This window comes from Lutibacter litoralis, from assembly GCF_014646675.1.
In the GTDB taxonomy this organism is placed as follows: domain Bacteria; phylum Bacteroidota; class Bacteroidia; order Flavobacteriales; family Flavobacteriaceae; genus Lutibacter; species Lutibacter litoralis.
Window position 1 is genome coordinate 384040 of sequence record NZ_BMNS01000002.1, and the last position, 18660, is coordinate 402699.

11 protein-coding genes are annotated in these 18660 nt (G+C 30.0%); 9 read left to right on the plus strand and 2 right to left on the minus strand.

Features of this window, described 5'->3' with window-relative positions; genetic code table 11:
• Window positions 1-26: 26 nt before the first annotated feature.
• Together IEW75_RS04440 and IEW75_RS04445 are read right to left on the minus strand one after the other, a co-directional pair.
• Window positions 27-749: a LytR/AlgR family response regulator transcription factor gene (locus tag IEW75_RS04440; protein ID WP_134247291.1), complete on the minus strand. Its 723-nt coding sequence runs from the start codon at window positions 747-749 to the stop codon at window positions 27-29.
• Window positions 746-1801, minus strand: a complete 1056-nt coding sequence (locus tag IEW75_RS04445) for a sensor histidine kinase (protein WP_229714393.1) — start codon at window positions 1799-1801, stop codon at window positions 746-748. The genes IEW75_RS04440 and IEW75_RS04445 overlap by 4 nt, the downstream gene beginning before the upstream one ends.
• 227 nt (window positions 1802-2028) lie before the next feature.
• On the opposite strand from IEW75_RS04445, the gene IEW75_RS04450 reads away from it, so the two are divergent.
• The 9 genes from IEW75_RS04450 to rpoN all read left to right on the plus strand — a co-directional run bounded on the left by IEW75_RS04450 (window position 2029) and on the right by rpoN (window position 18652).
• Window positions 2029-5118: a SusC/RagA family TonB-linked outer membrane protein gene (locus IEW75_RS04450; protein WP_134247290.1), complete on the plus strand. Its 3090-nt coding sequence runs from the start codon at window positions 2029-2031 to the stop codon at window positions 5116-5118.
• Between the two features lie 4 nt (window positions 5119-5122).
• Window positions 5123-6700, plus strand: coding sequence for a RagB/SusD family nutrient uptake outer membrane protein (locus IEW75_RS04455; RefSeq protein ID WP_134247289.1), 1578 nt, complete (start codon window positions 5123-5125; stop codon window positions 6698-6700).
• Between the two features lie 282 nt (window positions 6701-6982).
• Window positions 6983-9016 (plus strand): beta-N-acetylhexosaminidase, encoded by a 2034-nt coding sequence (locus IEW75_RS04460; protein ID WP_229714394.1) that lies wholly within the window; start codon window positions 6983-6985, stop codon window positions 9014-9016.
• A 114-nt stretch (window positions 9017-9130) separates the two neighbouring features.
• Window positions 9131-9838, plus strand: a complete 708-nt coding sequence (gene pyrH, locus IEW75_RS04465) for a UMP kinase (protein ID WP_134247288.1) — start codon at window positions 9131-9133, stop codon at window positions 9836-9838.
• Window positions 9839-9861: 23 nt separating this feature from the next.
• Complete coding sequence (gene frr / locus IEW75_RS04470) at window positions 9862-10416, plus strand: ribosome recycling factor (RefSeq protein WP_134247287.1); 555 nt, start codon at window positions 9862-9864, stop codon at window positions 10414-10416.
• A 192-nt stretch (window positions 10417-10608) separates the two neighbouring features.
• Window positions 10609-13122 carry a DUF5686 and carboxypeptidase-like regulatory domain-containing protein gene (locus tag IEW75_RS04475; RefSeq protein ID WP_134247286.1) on the plus strand — a complete coding sequence of 838 codons (2514 nt, stop codon included), beginning with the start codon at window positions 10609-10611 and terminating at the stop codon, window positions 13120-13122.
• A 55-nt stretch (window positions 13123-13177) separates the two neighbouring features.
• The gene (locus tag IEW75_RS04480; protein ID WP_134247285.1) at window positions 13178-15553 is read left to right on the plus strand and encodes an efflux RND transporter permease subunit; all 2376 of its coding nucleotides are present in this window, start codon (window positions 13178-13180) and stop codon (window positions 15551-15553) included.
• Between the two features lie 138 nt (window positions 15554-15691).
• Complete coding sequence (gene asnS, locus IEW75_RS04485; RefSeq protein ID WP_134247284.1) at window positions 15692-17125, plus strand: asparagine--tRNA ligase; 1434 nt, start codon at window positions 15692-15694, stop codon at window positions 17123-17125.
• 72 nt (window positions 17126-17197) lie between these two features.
• Window positions 17198-18652, plus strand: coding sequence for an RNA polymerase factor sigma-54 (gene rpoN / locus IEW75_RS04490; protein WP_134247283.1), 1455 nt, complete (start codon window positions 17198-17200; stop codon window positions 18650-18652).
• Window positions 18653-18660: the final 8 nt, after the last annotated feature.

Genomic DNA, 18660 nt, shown 5'->3' on the forward strand with positions numbered 1-18660 from the left:
GCACAAAACAACTTTTATAAATTATATTAATCAATAAAATTGGTACTATTAAATATTTTTTGTTTTGCTTCAATTGCATAATTTCTGCCAATTGGAATTCTTTTTTTAGCTATTTCAACTGTATTTCCTTCTACGGAAGTTATTTTATTTATGGCTATAGAAAAAGATCTATGAATTCTTAAAAAATTATCGCTTGGTAATTCTTCAGAAATACTAGTCATAGATTTATGTACCATATAATTTTCTATTACAGTAAATACTTTTATATAATCTTTTAAACTTTCAATGTATAAAATATCATTTAGTTTAATTTTCATCATTTTTTTATCTACTTTCAAAAAAATAAATGGTTCTTCCTTAATAACAACATCACTTTGTTTTTCGTTTTCTAAACTTATTCTATTTGTTCCCTTATTAATGGCTTTTAAAAATCTACCAAAAGAAATTGGTTTTACTAAATAATCTAAAACATCTAAATCAAAACTTTCAACTGCATATTCTCTATACGCTGTAGTAATAATAACATGTGGTTTTATATTAAGGGTTTTTAAAAACTCTAACCCGCTCATTTTAGGCATATTAATGTCTAAAAAAATAAGATCTATTTCATTCTTCTCAATTATTGGGATTGCTGAGATTGCTGTATTAAATGTAGCAACCAATTGTATATTTTCAAAATCATTTAAATGATTTTTTAGCACTGAAATCGCCAAAGGTTCATCATCAATAATTATACATTTTATTTTCATTGAATTGGTATTTTTAATTGAACACAATAGTTTCCATTAGCTATATATGTTTTTAATTCAAAATTATCTTTAAAAAGTAATTCAAGTCTTCTTTTTACATTGTGGTTTCCAATACCGTGATTACTTGTATTATTAATATTTTGCTGTTCATCAATCGCATTTTCAACAGTAAAATTAAGATATTTATTATCCATATTTTCAAAAGTAATATTAACTTTAAAATGTTCCACGTTTTTTACACCATGTTTAAAACTGTTTTCAATAAACGGTAAAAAAAGCAATGGCGGAACTTTTACATCTTCTATTTCTCCAATAATTTCAATAGTTGAAATAATTTTATCTCCATATCTTAATCGTTCTAAATCTAAATAATTTTGAATGTATCTTATTACATCAAAAAGTCGCACTAAAGGTTCTTTCATGTCGTACAGAACATGTTGCATAATGTCTGAAAGTTTTAGTACAACTTCTGGGGCTACATCAGATTTTTCTAGCGTAAGTGCATATAGATTATTTAGTGTATTAAAAAAAAAGTGTGGTTGTATTTGAGATTTTAAAAATTTTAACTCAGTTTTAAGTTGTATTTTCTGAAGGTCTTCATTTCTTTTTCGTTCATAAATCCAATCTGCCGTAAGTTTAATAGCAGTTGCTAACGCTACAACGTATATTTCTCCTAATGTTACTGCTATTATGTGGTTAAATGTAAATGCTTGTTGCTGACTTTCTGCTTCTGGCCAAATATTTTCTGTTACTAAAACATAATTTAATCCCGTACGTGCACTATATAAAACAAAAAGAAAACCTAAAAATAAAGTAATATAGGTTATATACTTTTTTGTTAGAATAAATTTTGGAATTAAATAATAGATATTTATATAAACTAATATTATATGTAAAGGAAATTCTACGAGGTTTGATTTTAACGAATACCAATAATCATTAAAATAACTACCCCACCTAATTACATTAAAAGTAAAGTATCCAGTCCAAAAAAGAACATGATATTTTACTGGAATAAAGCTACTCGTATTTTTAAACCATTTTTCTTTCAATAGTTGTTATTTTAAGGTTTCTAAATTAATGAATTTTTAAAATAAAAAGGCGTTTATTTTTGATTTCATGATTTTCAATCTTTTAATATAAGGAAGCACAACTAAATAAAACTCTTGTGTGTCAATTTCTGCTTTTCATTGTGATTTTTCTGTTGTTTATAGATATTTCTTTTAATAAGCTACTTCCTTTTTTATGTTTATACTTTAACAATTAACTTAATTTATTTATGAAAAAATTAATAACACTATTAATTCTGGTTTTTTCACTTGTTAATACACATTTAGTAAAAGCACAAGTAAAAACTATTTCTGGTACAGTAACCGCTGCATCAGATGAGACTCCTTTACCAGGAGTAAATGTCCTTATACAAGGAACAACAAGAGGAAGTCAAACTAATTTTGATGGTTACTATACTATTGAAGCTTCAAAAGGAGATGTTTTAATATTTTCTTTTATTGGTATGGAATCAAAATCAGTTACAATTGGAGATGAAATTACAATAAATGTTATTTTATCTGATGATGCTCAAAGTTTAGATGAGGTTATTATTACGGCCTTAGGAATGAAAAAAGAAAAGAAAGCATTAACCTATTCGGCCCAAGAAGTTAAAGGTGAAGACCTAACAAGGGTAAAACAAACAAACCCAATTAATAGTTTATCTGGTAAATCTGCTGGTATAACTATTACAAAAAGTGCCTCTGGAGCAGGTGGAGCATCAAAAGTTGTTTTAAGAGGAAACTCTTCTACTACTAACAACGACCCTTTATATGTTATTGACGGTATCCCAATGTCTAATAGCGGTAACGGACAAAACGGTGAAGAGCCAGGAACAAGTATTTTTGGAGGTCATATTGGAAACAGAGATGGTGGTGACACTATGTCTTTAATAAATCCAGATGATATTGAAAGTATGTCTGTATTAAAAGGTGCTTCTGCTGCTGCATTATACGGAAGTCAGGGTGCTAATGGTGTAATTCTTATTACTACAAAAAGCGGAAAAGACGGAAAAGTTAGCGTTAATTTCAGCTCTAATATTACTGTTGACAATGTGACTTCTTTACCTAAATTACAAACAGAATACCAATCAAATTCAGTTGGACAACGAATTACCGAAAATGGTAATGTAACTGACCCAAAATCTTGGGGGGCAAAAACAAGTGGATTGTCTAATAATGTTGATGATTTCTTTCAAACTGGATACACTGCAATTCAATCGCTATCATTAACTGCCGGAAATAAAAAAGCACAAACCTATTTTTCATATGCAAATACTTCTGCCGGAGGAATAATACCAAATAATAAATTGATTAGAAATAACTTTAATTTAAGAGAAACCGCTAATTTTTTAAATGAAAAAATTAAAGTTTCTGCAAGTATAAATTTATCTGACCAAAGAATTAACAACAGACCAACAAATGGTTTGTATTCTAATCCAATAACTGGACTTTACCTTCATCCTGTAGGAATTGATTTAAATTCATATAAAAATTATGAATACTTTAATTCATCTACAAATATGATGGATCAATACGCAACTTCTTTTGATGAAAACATACAACAAAATCCTTACTGGTTAGTAAACAAAAACCCAAGTAAAGATATTGCTCAAAGAGTTCTTGCAAGTGCAAGTGTACAGTTTCAAATTAACGAAAATATTTCACTTCAATCTAGAGGTAGTTTTGATAAATCATTTTTTACATTCGACAAAAGAATGTATGCTGGTAGTGATAGAACATTTGTACCTGCAACTGGTAGATACATTTTAGAAAAAACTGAAAACACACAACAGTATATAGATTTAATTGCAACTTATAATAAAGATCTTTCTGAGAATTTTAGTTTCTCAGGAGTGTTAGGTACAAGTTTAACAAAATCATCAATTGGAGATAGAATTTCTCTAGATTCAGGAAATGGAAAAGGCTTAACATATCCAAATGTATTTACAATTGGAAATTTTGCCGATACTAACAGTATTTTACAAAGTGTATTTAATAAAGAAGTACAATCTGTTTTTGGATCTGCTAATTTTAGCTATAAAAATTTATTATTTTTAGATGTAACTGGTAGAAACGACTGGTCTTCAACATTGGTAAATACAAATTCCGAATCATTTTTTTATCCATCATTTGGTTTAACGGGTGTGCTTTCAGATATGTTTGAATTACCTGAAGCTATCTCATTTGCAAAAATAAGAGCTTCTTATGCTATTGTTGGTAAAGATATTCCAACCTATGCTACAGTTCCATTAAACTCTATACCTGTAGAACAAGGTAATTTTACAAAACCAACTTTTGGTGTTAAAGAAGGCGAAACATTAGAACCAGAAAAACAAAATTCATTTGAAATTGGTACAGAATGGAGATTTTTTCATAATAGACTTGGGGTTGACTTAACATATTACAATACAAAAACAACCAACCAAATATTCTTTATTGCTGCCGAGCCAAACGTACAAGGATATACACAAAATATTGTAAATGCCGGTGAAATTTCTAACAGTGGTATTGAATTAGTTTTAAACGGAAGACCAATTGAAAACGATAATTTTAAATGGAATACTGCAATTAACTTTGCTCAAAACAGCAATAAAGTAATAGCTGTACATCCATCATTACAAAATGGAGAAGCAATTATAACTGCTCCAGGTGTTAATGGGTATGCTTATTCATTAATTGAAGGTGAAGACTTTGGAAGTATTCGTGGTCGTTCAATTCAAAGAGATTCAAACGGTACTCCAATAGTATCCGACGATTCAGGTAATTTAACATTAGAAAGTACCGATTTTGAAACAATTGCACACGCGCAACCGGATTTTACACTAGGATGGAATAATTCCTTCGACTATAAAAACTTTACAATAAACTTTTTAGTTGATGCAAAAATTGGTGGAGATGTTGTTAGTGTTACAGAAGCTATAAACGATTTTTACGGAGTTTCACAAGCAACTGCTGATGCTAGAAATATAAATAACGGAATGATTGATGTTGTGGACTCTAACGGGATGGCTAAAAAAATGACAGCTCAAGACTATTACTTACAATCTGGTGGTAGAGCTGGTTTATTTGGCGAGTATGTATATAGTGCAACAAATGTTAGCTTAAGAGAAGTTTCTGTTGGATATAATCTAAAATTCGAAGAAAAATTTATCGAAAACCTTAAATTTTCTTTAATTGCAAACAACCTTTTCTTTATCTATAAAGACGCTCCATTTGACCCAAACATTGCTTCAAGTACAGGTATTGGTTTACAAGGTGTAGACATTTATGGTCAACCATCTACAAGAAGTATTGGATTAAACATTAACGTAAATTTTTAAGAAAATGAAGAAACTAATAAAATATACACTAGCAACTATAATTGCTGTTGGTTTAATTAACTGTACTGGCGACTTTGAAGACATCAATACAGATCCAAATGGAATTTCCAACGAAAGCCTAACCCAAATGAACAATCATATTGGAGGTTCATTTACTCCAATGTTTTTAAATGTTTTTAATGTTACTCCTGCGTGGAATTACCAATTACAACAAAATTTAATGGGTGATGTATTTTCGGGCTATTTAACACCTCCTACCCCCTTTGCTGGAAATGTAAATAATATGACCTACTCTTTAGTAGATGGTTGGAATGGATTTCCTTGGGCAGATGCTTATGGAAGTGTAATGCCGTTTGTATTAGATATTAAAAATGCTGTTGAGGTAGGTGGAGATGAAGCAGGTGTGAAGTTTGTACACTTAGCTAATATAATTAGAGTATCTGCAATGCATCGCGTATCGGATATTTATGGCCCAATTCGTTATTCAAAATTTGACGATTTTGAAACTACTGGAGAATATGATTCTCAGGAAGTAGCATATACTACATTTTTTAATGAATTAGGTGCCGCTATTGATGGTTTAAAACAATTTGAGAACGATGCACAATTTATACCTTTTGATATGTCTGCCCTTAATGGAGATATTGCAATGTGGAGAAAATATGCCAACTCTTTAAGATTAAGATTGGCAATGAGAGTGGTAAATGTTAATCCTACATTGTCTAAAACTCAAGGTGAATTAGCTCTAAATAGTGATGCTGGATTTTTAGAAACTACAGATATGGTAATAAACACAGGTTTTGAACATCCAATTAGTGTTCTTAGTAATTCTTGGGGTGATACTAGAATGAGCGCAGAAATGGAATCAATTTTAACAGGTTTTAATGATGGTAGAATCGAAAGATATTTCACTCCTTCTGCAGATCCTAGTTTACCTGGTGAATATAAAGGAATTAGAATGGGTATAGAAATTGAAGCAAAAGGTCAATATTTAAATCACGCTTCTGTTGGAAGTTTAGTAGATGAAGAGACTATGCAGTGGATGACTGCTGCCGAAGTTTGGTTTTTACGCGCTGAAGCAGCATTAAGAGGCTGGTCAAATGCTGGAAATGCTAAATCTAATTACCAATCTGGTGTAACCGCTTCGTTTACACAACACGGTGTTTCAGGTGTTGACTCTTATTTAAGTGATAACACAAGTACGCCTGCAGATTTTGTTGATGCACTTAACCCTATAAATAATATTGCATATCCTAGTGATGTAAAAATTGCTTACGATAATTCTGGAACAAATGAAGATCAATTAGAGCAAATAATTACTCAAAAGTGGATTGCGATGTTTCCCGATGGTCAAGAAGCTTGGAGCGAATTTAGAAGAACTGGTTACCCCAAAATATATCCAGTAGTTGTAAATAATAGCGGTGGAAAAATTGATACAGATATTCAAGTTAGAAGAATAAACTTTGTTAGTAATGAAGTTAATACAAATGGAGCAAATGTTGCAACTGCTGTTGGTTATTTAAACGGTCCAGACAATGGAGGAACCAGACTTTGGTGGGATATTGCTGGAAGCAATTTTTAAAATTACACATAAGTAATTATATTTGAATTAGTTAAATGTTATAAACGGGAGTTAACCACTCCCGTTTATTTTTAAAAAATCATTAAACTAATAAACACTACGTAAGTTTTTATCCAACCAAATAACTAAACCCAAACTATTATTAATATCAATCTGAGAATTATTTTAAGAATTCCAGCTTAGAAAAGCACATATTGTAATATTTTTTAATTTAACTATAGCTTCGGACTTCCCAATTTTATTGTTATAAAATACTTTAAAAAAACCTTACAAAAATTTATTATGAAGAATCTCACATTATTATTTTTAGCATTCTATTCAATTATCGGCATCAGTCAGTCTAAAGACATGAATTTAATGCCTTGGCCCCAAGAAATTACTCTAGGAAATTCAATAGTTGAAGTTAAACCGAATTTTACAATTGTTGTAAATCAAGAAATAACAGAAAGAATAGAGGTTGCAACCACTAAATTTTTAAGAAGACTAAGTGGCAGAACTGGTATTTTCTTGGAAAATGGATTTGCTTTTAAGCATTCTGAAATTAAAAATCCTTCCTTAGAAATCACCTATAAAAGAGTGGGGAATTTAGAAATTAATGAAGACGAATCGTATCAATTAAATATCTTCCCAACTAAAATTACAATTGAAGCAACTACAGATATTGGTGTAATTTATGCCTTAGAAACTTTACTGCAGTTGGTTGACAATAATGAAACAACCTATTTTTTTCCTGAAGTTATTATTAAAGATTTCCCAAGATTTACTTGGCGAGGTTTAATGATTGATGTTGCACGTCATTTTCATCCTGTAGACGTAATAAAAAGAAATTTAGATGCAATGGCTTCTGTTAAAATGAATGTGCTTCATTGGCATTTAACAGACGATCAAGGATTTAGAGTAGAGTCTAAGACACATCCTAAACTCCATCTATTAGGTTCAGACGGATTTTTTTATACACAAGAACAGATTAAAGATGTAGTAAAATATGCAGGAGACCGAGGTATTCGTGTTGTTCCAGAAATTGATGTTCCTGGACATGCAACTGCTATTTTAACTGCATATCCAGAAATTGGAAGTAAAGACACTATTTATTCAATTGAACGATTTTCAGGTATCTTTGACCCAACTTTAGACCCTACAAACGAAAAAACCTATGCCTTTTTAGCAGATCTATTTGAAGAAATAGCTGCACTATTTCCTGATAAGTATTTTCATATTGGAGGCGATGAAAATGAAGGAAAACATTGGGATGAAAATAACCATATTCAAGATTTTAAAAGAAAACATAATTTAAAAACCAATCACGACTTACAAACATTCATGAATATTCGTTTAGATACCATTTTATCTAAACTAGGAAAAAATTTAATGGGTTGGGAAGAAATTATGACTGATGAAATGCCAACCACAGCATTAATTCATTCTTGGAAAGGTGTAAATGAAGGTGTTAAACCCGGAAGTTCATTAGCCACAGCTGCAAAAAACGGATACAATACAATTCTTTCAAATGGTTATTATGTTGATTTAATGCAACCTGCAAGTGAACATTATATTGTGGATCCAATGCCAAAGAACAACACATTAACTTCCGAAGAAAGAAAACGCGTTTTAGGTGGCGAAGCTACAATGTGGAGTGAATTAGCAACCAGTGAAACATTAGACTCTAGATTATGGCCAAGAACAGCAGCAATTGCAGAACGATTTTGGTCTTCAGAAGAAATTAAAGATATTTCAAGTATGTATAACCGACTAGAAACAATTAGTTTTAGGTTAGAAGAACTAGGAATAAATCATATTAAAAACAAAGCCGTAATTTTAAGAAACATTACAAATAACCAAAGTATTGAAGCTTTAGAAGTATTGACAAAAATTTACGAACCTTTAAAAATTTACACTAGAAATAAAGGAGGAACAGAATATAAAACTTACTCACCTTTTACTTTATTTGCAGATGCTTGTACTGCAGACGCTTCTGATGCTATTGTGTTTAACAATTTAGTTTCAGACTATATTGAAACTGAAAATAGTGCTGCAAAAAATAAGATACTTGTATTTTTAAACAAATGGGCTAAAAATCAAGAGCAATTTTCAAAAATAAAAGTTAAAAATCCTATTTTAAAAAGTATTGAACCGTTGTCTAAAAATATTACTAGAATTTCTAAAGATTTAATTAAAATTATTGAAACAAAAGAAACCTCAAAAGCATCGCAACAATCTATAAAATCTCAATTAATAGAACTAGAAAAACCTTTAGTCGATGTTGAATTAGCAATTCTTAAAAGTTTAGAAAAACTTTCCTCATTTATTTTTGAATAAAAACAAAATTAACAAGGGAGCCTGCTCCCTTGTTATTAATCCTTCAATTCATCACTAACATTCCATTTAAACTTCTAAAGTATTTATTATATTTGCATAACTTTGAAAGAAATTATGACTTATAAAAGAATTCTATTAAAATTAAGTGGTGAAGCTCTAATGGGTGATCGCCAACATGGAATAGACCCAAAAAGATTAGCAGATTACGCTCAAGAAATTAAAAATATTGTAGATAAAGGTATTGAAGTTGCCATTGTTATTGGTGGTGGAAATATTTTTAGAGGTGTTGCCGGAGCAAGTAACGGTATCGATAGAGTTCAGGGAGACTACATGGGTATGCTTGCAACTGCAATAAACGGTTTGGCATTACAAAGTGCTATTGAAACTGCTGGTGTTAAAACCAGATTACTTACTGCTATAAAAATGGAACAAGTTGCCGAGCCTTTTATAAAAAGAAGAGCGGTACGCCATTTAGAAAAAGGACGTGTGGTAATTTTTGGCTGCGGAACGGGAAATCCTTATTTTACAACAGACACAGCTGCAGTTTTAAGAGCAATAGAAATAGGTGCTGAAGTCATTTTAAAAGGAACACGTGTAGACGGAATTTACAACTCCGATCCTGAAAAAAATGTAAATGCTATTAAATTTGATTCTATTACATATAAAGATGTCATGAATAAAGGTCTAAAGGTTATGGATATGACAGCTTTTGCCCTAAGTCAAGAAAATAATTTACCTATTATAGTTTTTGATATGAATACAAAAGGTAATCTTGAAAAAGTAACTTCAGGAGAAAATATTGGAACAATAGTTGATAATTAATGTTAAATTAAAATTTTTCAATTATGAATGAAGAATTAAACTTTATTATAGATAGCACAAAAGAATTAATGCAAGAAGCCATTTTGCATTTAGAAAAAGAATTCAGAAATATTAGAGCTGGAAAAGCAAGTCCTGCAATGTTAGGGAATGTAACTGTAGATTATTATGGTTCTCAAACACCTTTAGCTCAAGTTGCCAATGTGGGTACTATGGATGCTCATACAATTACTGTGCAACCTTGGGAAAAGAACATGTTACACGAAATTGAAAAAGCCATTATGAATGCAAATTTAGGTTTTAACCCTATGAATAATGGTGAAGTTGTTATTATTAATGTTCCTGTATTAACGGAAGAACGACGTAGAAATTTATCTAAACAAGCCAAAGCAGCTGCAGAAGATGCTAAAGTTAGTATAAGAAATGATCGTAGAGAAGCAATGCACGAAATTAAAAAAACGGATGCTTCTGAAGATATGAAAGCTAATGCCGAAGTAGATGTTCAAGCGTTAACAGATAAATTTAGTCAAGAAGTTGATGACCATTATAAAGTGAAAGATGCAGAAATTATGAAGGTTTAATTTAAATGAACCTTATTTATCTGGTTCTAAAAGACAAAAAGGCTATCTAAAAAGTACATTTAACCTAATTACGAAAGCATATTTTAATCTTAAATTGTAAACTAAAAGCATAAAGATTATTCTATTTTTCGTATTAATGGATTTTAATTAAAACTTTTTAGATAGTTTTTTTTATACACTAAAAATAAATTAATGAAAAAGGCACTTTTATTATTATACCTATTTCCCATTTTGGTCTTCTCTCAAAACCAAATTCAAGGAATTGTTACAGATAGTAAAACAAACAAACCACTCCCTTTTGCTTCAATAATAACAAATACTGGTTTTGGAGTATTAACTGATGTTGATGGGAAGTTTTCAATAGAAACTAAAAACTCGTTTAATACAATTAAAATTTCTTATATAGGCTATTCACCAGTAGAGGTTCTGGCAAACACAAAAAACACATTTGTTCGAGTAAAACTAACTACCTCAATAGAAAATTTAGACGAAGTTTTGATAACTGCTAAAGAAAATCCTGCCTTACAAATTATTAGAAATGCTATAAAAAATAAACCGAAAAACAATATAGAAATAGCATTAAATTCTTTTAAGTTTAATGCTTATAATAAAATTTTAGTTACGGCAAATCCTGACTCTATTGATGGCAAAATAGACTCCGTTTTTATCTTAAAAAAAGATGGATCTAAAGAATTCTCAAAATTAGATTCTTCAAACTTTAAATTTAAAAAAGATATTTTAAAACAACACTTATACATTTCTGAAAAAATTTCTCAATATCAATTTCAAAAAGGTAAGAAGAAAAAAGAAGTTGTGCTAGCATCGCGCATGGCGGGCTTAAAACAACCCGTGTATGAATTGTTGGGAATTACATTACAAGATTTTTCTTTTTATAATGAATTTTACACATTAGCGGGTACAAAATATACAAACCCTATTGCTAAAAATGCCCTAAAACAATACAACTATAAAATTTTAGACACTATAAATAATGGCAACGGAAAATCAATTATTATATATTTCAAGCCGAAAGAAAACAAAGAAGTTTTAGGTATTGAAGGTGTTTTATACATAGACACAAAACAATTTGCAATAACAAAAGCAATTGCTGAATTAAAAGGGATTGTAAATGTAAAAGCATCGCAAAATTACAATTACTTAAAAACGTATAAAATTTGGTTCCCTACTATCATGAATATTGTATTAAGAAAAGGGACAACTAAGGAAAATGTTTCATTATTTGGAGGAACAATTAAATTCTCAGAAAATAAAAAAAATGACTCCATAGTTAATACAAGTACAAGAAAGGAAAGTGACGTTACTTATTTTATTTCAACTACCACAAATTCAAATATTCACATTAACACTCCCATATCTGTAAAAAAAGCTGCTTCAACTATTCAATTTAAAGACGATGCTCATAAAAAAACAGAACAATTCTGGAATTTATACCGATCAGACTCTTTAACAAAACGTGGAGAAACTACGTATTCATTTTTAGATAGTGTAGCAAAAGGTGAAGGTGTTGAAAAAAAAATAAACTTAGCACGTAACATTTTAAAAGGCTATTTTCCAACAAAGTATATTAATTTAGATCTTGGGAAGATTTTAAATTTAAATAATTACGAAGGCGTCCGTTTGGGGTTTGGTGGAGAAACAAATCAGGAGTTTTCAACTATTTTTAAAATAGAATCGTACATAGGGTATGGAACAAAAGATAAAGATATTAAGTATAGTGTTGGAGCGTCTTTCAGACTAAATAAAAACACAAATACATGGTTAGGAGTAAATTTAACAAACGATTTAAAAGAAGCAGCTTCACTAGATTTTATTAAAGAAAACAACTCTTTTTCTCCTATCAATCCTAGAAATTTAAATATCAATAAATTTTACAATTACAACACTATAAATACCTTTATTTCTCATGATATTCAGCCAAATTTAGAAGCTAAACTTCAGCTTAGTACAGGAGATTATTTGCCCGTTTTCAATTATCAATTCAACACTTTAAACAAAGCAATTGTTAACTATAAATTAACACTAGCAACTTTGGGAGTACAATACAATCCCAACAGCGAATATATGAATTCACCTATTGGAAAACTTTCTATAAAAAATGCTTTTCCGCAATTTACTTTTCAACTTACAAAAAGTTTTGAAAACCTATTTGAAAGTGATTTCGATTTTACACGGATAAATTTTAGAATTTTACATGAAATTAAACCTCTTAGAAAAGCAACCACTACCCTTTTAGCTGAGGGAGGAATTGTTTTTGGAGATGCTCCAATTTCACATCTATTTAATGCTACACCAAATTATACATTTAAAAACCCATGGATAAAACGTATTACTTTTGCTGGTAAAAACAGCTTTGAAACTATGGGTTATAACGAATTTATATCCGACAAATTTGCTGCCTTGCACATTAAACATCAATTAAAGCCTTTTAATATCTCATTAAAATTTAAACCTCAATTAACATTAGTAACCAGGGCTGCCATTGGCGCCATAAAGAATCCAGAATACCAAAGCGGATTGGTGTTTAAAAATTTAAACAAAGGCTATCTGGAAAGCGGATTAGAATTTAATAGCCTATTTAAAGGATTTGGGTTAAGCGGATTTTATAGATATGGTGCCTATAAAAACCTAATATGGAGCGATAATTTGGCAATAAAATTAACATATAAATTAAGGCTCGGTTTTTAAGTATCAGTTAGTTAAAAGATCAACTATTTTGTTACCTTTGCAAAAATTTTTTTTAATGAATTTTTGGACGCATACTTCTAGATTAATTTTAAAAGGAAGGTATTTTATAATACTATTAATTGCAGCTTGTACTTATTTTTTAGCTTCTCAAATGCAATATATGCGTTTTTCTTATACAGAAGCAAATCTACTGCCTGAAAATCATCAAATAAATATAGATTACAACAAATTTTTAGAGCTATTCGGAGAAGAAGGAAACCTTATTATTTTAGCAACAGAAGACCCCTCAATATTTACACCCGAAAAGTTTAACGCTTGGAATAGTTTATCTAAAAAGCTGGATAGTTTTGCAGAAGTAGATTTTACTGTTGCAATTGGTGATATTCAAAAATTAACAAAAAATAAAGACGAACAAAAATTTGACCTAGAACCTTTATACGAAAAAGATCCAGAAACAACAGCAGATGTTTTAAAAATAAAAAATGAACTTTTTGAAAATTTGCCGTTTTATGATAATTTTTTATACAATAAAAAGTCTGAAACTATTAGAACAATAGTGTATTTAAAAAAAGACATTGTAAATACTTCAATTCGAAAAGATTTTATTTTTGATGCGTTAAATCCAACAATTGAAAAATTTGAAAAAGACTATAATATAGACATCAGAGTTTCTGGTATGCCCTACATACGTACCATGAATGCCCAAAATATTATTGATGAAATTGGTATATTTGTAGCACTTGCTTTAGGGGTTACAGCACTTATCTTCTTTTTCTTTTTTAGATCTTTTAGAGCAACCTTTATAACTTTAATTGTAGTAAGTATTGGTGTTGTTTGGGCTTTTGGTTTTATTGGATTATTTAGATATGAAATAACAGTTTTAATGGCTTTAATTCCGCCATTAATTATTGTAATTGGAGTTCCAAACGCAATATTTTTAATAAATAAATACCAACAAGAAGTAAAAAAACATGGTAATCAGGCGAAATCTTTACAACGTGTAATTTCTAAAATTGGAAATGCCACTTTAATGACAAATGTTACAACCGCCTCAGGTTTTGCAACATTTATTTTTACTAAAAGTCAGTTGTTAAGAGAATTTGGTACTATTGCTTCCATTAATATACTAGCAATTTTTGTTTTGGCACTATTAATTATACCTATTATGTATAGTTTTTTGCCATTACCAAAAGAAAAACACTTAAAACATTTAGAACGCAGGTGGATTGATGCTATTGTTACTTGGATGGAATCTATTGTTAGAAACCATAGATTAGCAGTATATGCCTCAACAATTGTTTTAATTATTGTTAGCATGATCGGTGTTTATATGATTAAAATATCAGGAAGTTTAATTGAAGATATGCCAAAAGGCAAACAATTTTTTAAAGATATTGTATTTTTTGAAGAGGAATTTGGAGGCATTATGCCTTTGGAAATAATTATTGATACAAAAGCTGAAAAAGGTGTGATGAAACTTTCCACCTTGCAACGGATGAATAAACTAGATGAAACTATTGATGAAATTCCACAGCTCTCAAAATCAATTTCAGTTTTAAATATTGTTAAATACTCTAAACAAGCTTTTTATAGTGGAAAACCAGAATATTACCAATTGCCAAATAATCAAGAAAAAAACTGGATTTTAGCATACACAAAAAATGCAACATCAAATACCGATTTATTAAATAATTTTGTTGATTCTACAGGACGTTATGCAAGAATAACAACTTTTATGAAAGATATTGGCACAGAAAAAATGGCTGGTATTGAAGAACGCATTCAGCAAAAAATTGATAAGGAATTCCCAAAAGAAGATTTTGATGTTTCTATGACTGGTGGTGCGTTGGTATTTTTAAAAGGAACTACGTTTTTAATAAATAACTTAGTTATTTCACTATCATTAGCTATTTTATTAATTGCTGTTTTTATGGCATTTCTGTTTCGTTCGTTTAGAATGATTGTAATTTCTCTAATTCCTAATATTTTCCCTTTGCTAATTACAGCTGGTTTAATGGGATATTTGGGTGTGCCAATAAAACCATCAACAATATTAGTTTTTAGTATCGCATTTGGTATTTCTGTAGATGATACAATTCACTTTTTAGCAAAATACCGACAAGAATTAATTGCCAATAATTGGAGAATTAAACAATCTGTTTACGCAGCCTTAAGAGAGACTGGTGTAAGCATGTTTTATACTTCTATTGTTTTGTTTTTTGGTTTCTTAGTTTTTACCGTTTCTAGTTTTGGAGGAACAATCGCATTAGGAGGTTTGGTTTCAATTACGCTGTTATTTGCAATGGTTTCAAACTTACTATTACTACCTTCATTGTTATTATCTTTAGAAAAGAAAATTGCCAATAAGAAAACCTTTAAAGAACCCACTTTAGATATTTTAACACCTGAAGATACGAATGGAGACACCTAAATAATAGTTGATATAAACCCCAAGATAGGTCAAAATACCAATATTAAAATTTAGAATTTTCTTAAAATCACTTTTACACAATTAGTCTTTCCAACTTTCATTAGTTCATGTATCTTTGTAACTCTTAAAATTTTAAACATGATTAGAACTACTGTAGCTGAACTTTTGGGTTCAAATAATTTTTTACAAGATGTAACACTTAAAGGGTGGGTTAGAACTTTTAGAGCCAATAGATTTATTGCATTAAACGATGGTTCAACTATTAACAATATTCAATGTGTTGTTGACTTTGAAAAAACAGATGAAACAACTTTAAAACGCATTACTACAGGAGCTGCAATTTCTGTAAAGGGAACACTTATTGAGAGTCAAGGAAAAGGACAATCTATTGAAATTCAAGTAAATAAAATTGAAATATTAGGAGATTCTAATCCTGAAGAATACCCAATTCAACCAAAAAAACATAGTTTCGAATTTTTACGAGAAAACGCACATTTAAGAGTCAGAACAAATACATTTAGTGCAGTAATGCGTGTTAGATCTGCACTCTCTTTTGCTGTTCATAAATATTTTACTGAAAATGGATTTTATAATTTTAGTGCCCCAATTATTACAGGTTCAGATGCTGAAGGAGCTGGGGAAATGTTTAAAGTTACTACCTTAGATATTGAAAATCCACCGAAAAATGAAGATGGAAAGATAGATACTTCAAAAGACTTTTTTGGTAAAATGACCAATCTTACCGTTTCTGGTCAATTAGAAGCCGAAACATATGCAATGGCCTTAGGTAAAGTGTACACTTTTGGACCAACCTTTAGGGCAGAAAACTCTAATACAACACGCCATTTATCTGAATTTTGGATGATTGAACCTGAAGTTGCGTTCAATAATTTAGATGATAATATGGATTTAGCTGAAGATTTTATTAAATCTGTAATTAACTATGTTTTAGAACATAGCAAAGATGATATTGCTTTTCTCGATGGCAGGTACAATCAAGAAGAGAAAACCAAACCAGCTTTGCAACGCAGTGAAATGACTTTACTTGAAAAATTAAATTTTGTAGTTGAGAACAATTTTAAACGCGTTAGTTATACAGAAGCCATTGATATTTTAAGAAACAGTAAACCTAATAAAAAGAAAAAATTCCAATATATAATTAATGAATGGGGTGCGGACTTACAAAGCGAACATGAACGCTTTTTAGTTGAAAAGCATTTTAAATGCCCTGTAATTTTATTTGATTATCCTGCAAATATTAAAGCTTTTTACATGCGCTTAAACGACGATGGAAAAACCGTAAGAGCCATGGACGTTTTATTCCCAGGAATAGGAGAAATTGTTGGTGGAAGTCAGCGTGAAGAACGTTTAGAAGTTTTACAACAAAAAATGGCTGCTTTAGATATTGAAGAAAAAGAATTATGGTGGTATTTAGATACCCGAAAATTTGGAACAGCAGAGCATAGTGGTTTTGGATTAGGATTTGAACGTTTAGTTCAATTTACAACAGGTATGGGGAATATTAGAGATGTAATTCCATTTCCAAGAACACCTCAAAACGCAGAGTTTTAAATTGTTCAATTAAAAATTTTACAGACATAATTCAATGTTTTTTGTATTTTTATAAAAAGTCGCAATAAATATATGCTTAAACAAAGCTTACATTATAAGTTATTACAAAAATTATCGCCTCAGCAAATTCAATTAATGAAATTGATTCAATTGCCTACACAAGCATTTGAGCAAAAATTAAAACAAGAATTAGAGGAAAACCCTGCCTTAGAAGGTGGTAAGGAGAGTACAGACAATTTTGAAGATTCTCAAAATGATGAATACGATGATTCTGGTAATGAAAATATAAGCACAGATGATATAAATATTGATGAATATTTAAGTGACGACGAAATACCTAATTACAAAACTCAAGCAAATAATTATTCCTCAGATGATGAGGATAAACAAATTCCCTACGCTTCAGGAACCTCTTTTACACAGCATCTAAAAACTCAAATAAATACCTACCGTTTAACTGAAGATGAAGAAACTATTACAGATTTTCTAATTGGAAGTATAGATGATAGCGGTTATTTAAGACGTGATTTAGTTGATGTATTAGACGATTTAGCATTTACACAAAACATCTTTACATCTATTGAAGAGTTAGAAAGATTATTACATTTGGTGCAACAATTAGACCCAGCTGGTGTTGGTGCACGAAGTTTAAAAGAGTGTTTAATTCTTCAATTAAAAAGAAAAACAGAAAAACCTAGTGTACTTCTTGCAATAAATATTCTTGAAAATTCTTTTGATCATTTTGCTAAAAAGCATTACAAAAAATTATTGCAAAAATTTCATATTTCAGAAGAGCAACTAAAAGAGGCTATTTTACAAATTGAAAAACTAAATCCAAAACCAGGTGGATCTTACCTTGGAAATAATAGAATAGCGGAGCAAATTGTTCCAGATTTTACCATAAAAATTATTGAAGGGGAATTAGAGCTTTCATTAAACTCAAGAAATGCTCCAGAACTACATGTTTCTAGAGAATACAGCGATTTATTGCACGGATATAAAGATTCAAAAGAAAAATCCAAATCTCAAAAAGAAGCTGTACAGTTTATTAAACAAAAGTTAGACTCTGCAAAATGGTTTATTGATGCTATAAAACAACGCCAGCAAACCTTGCTTCTAAATATGAATGCTATTATGCACCATCAAAAAGAATATTTTTTAACAGGTGACGAACGCAAGTTAAAGCCTATGATTTTAAAAGATATTGCAGATGTAATTGATATGGATGTTTCAACGGTATCTAGAGTTGCTAACAGCAAATACGTTAGCACACCTTATGGTACAAAATTAATTAAAGAATTCTTCTCTGAATCCATGAAAAACGATCAAGGTGAAGATGTATCCACCAGAGAAATTAAAAATATCTTAGAAACTGTTATTTCCAATGAAAATAAAAATAAACCTTTAACCGATGACAAGTTATCTGTTCTTTTAAAAGAAAAAGGATATCCAATCGCACGAAGAACTGTTGCAAAATATAGGGAGCAACTAGATATTCCAGTGGCTCGATTAAGAAAAAAGATTTAATAGTATTA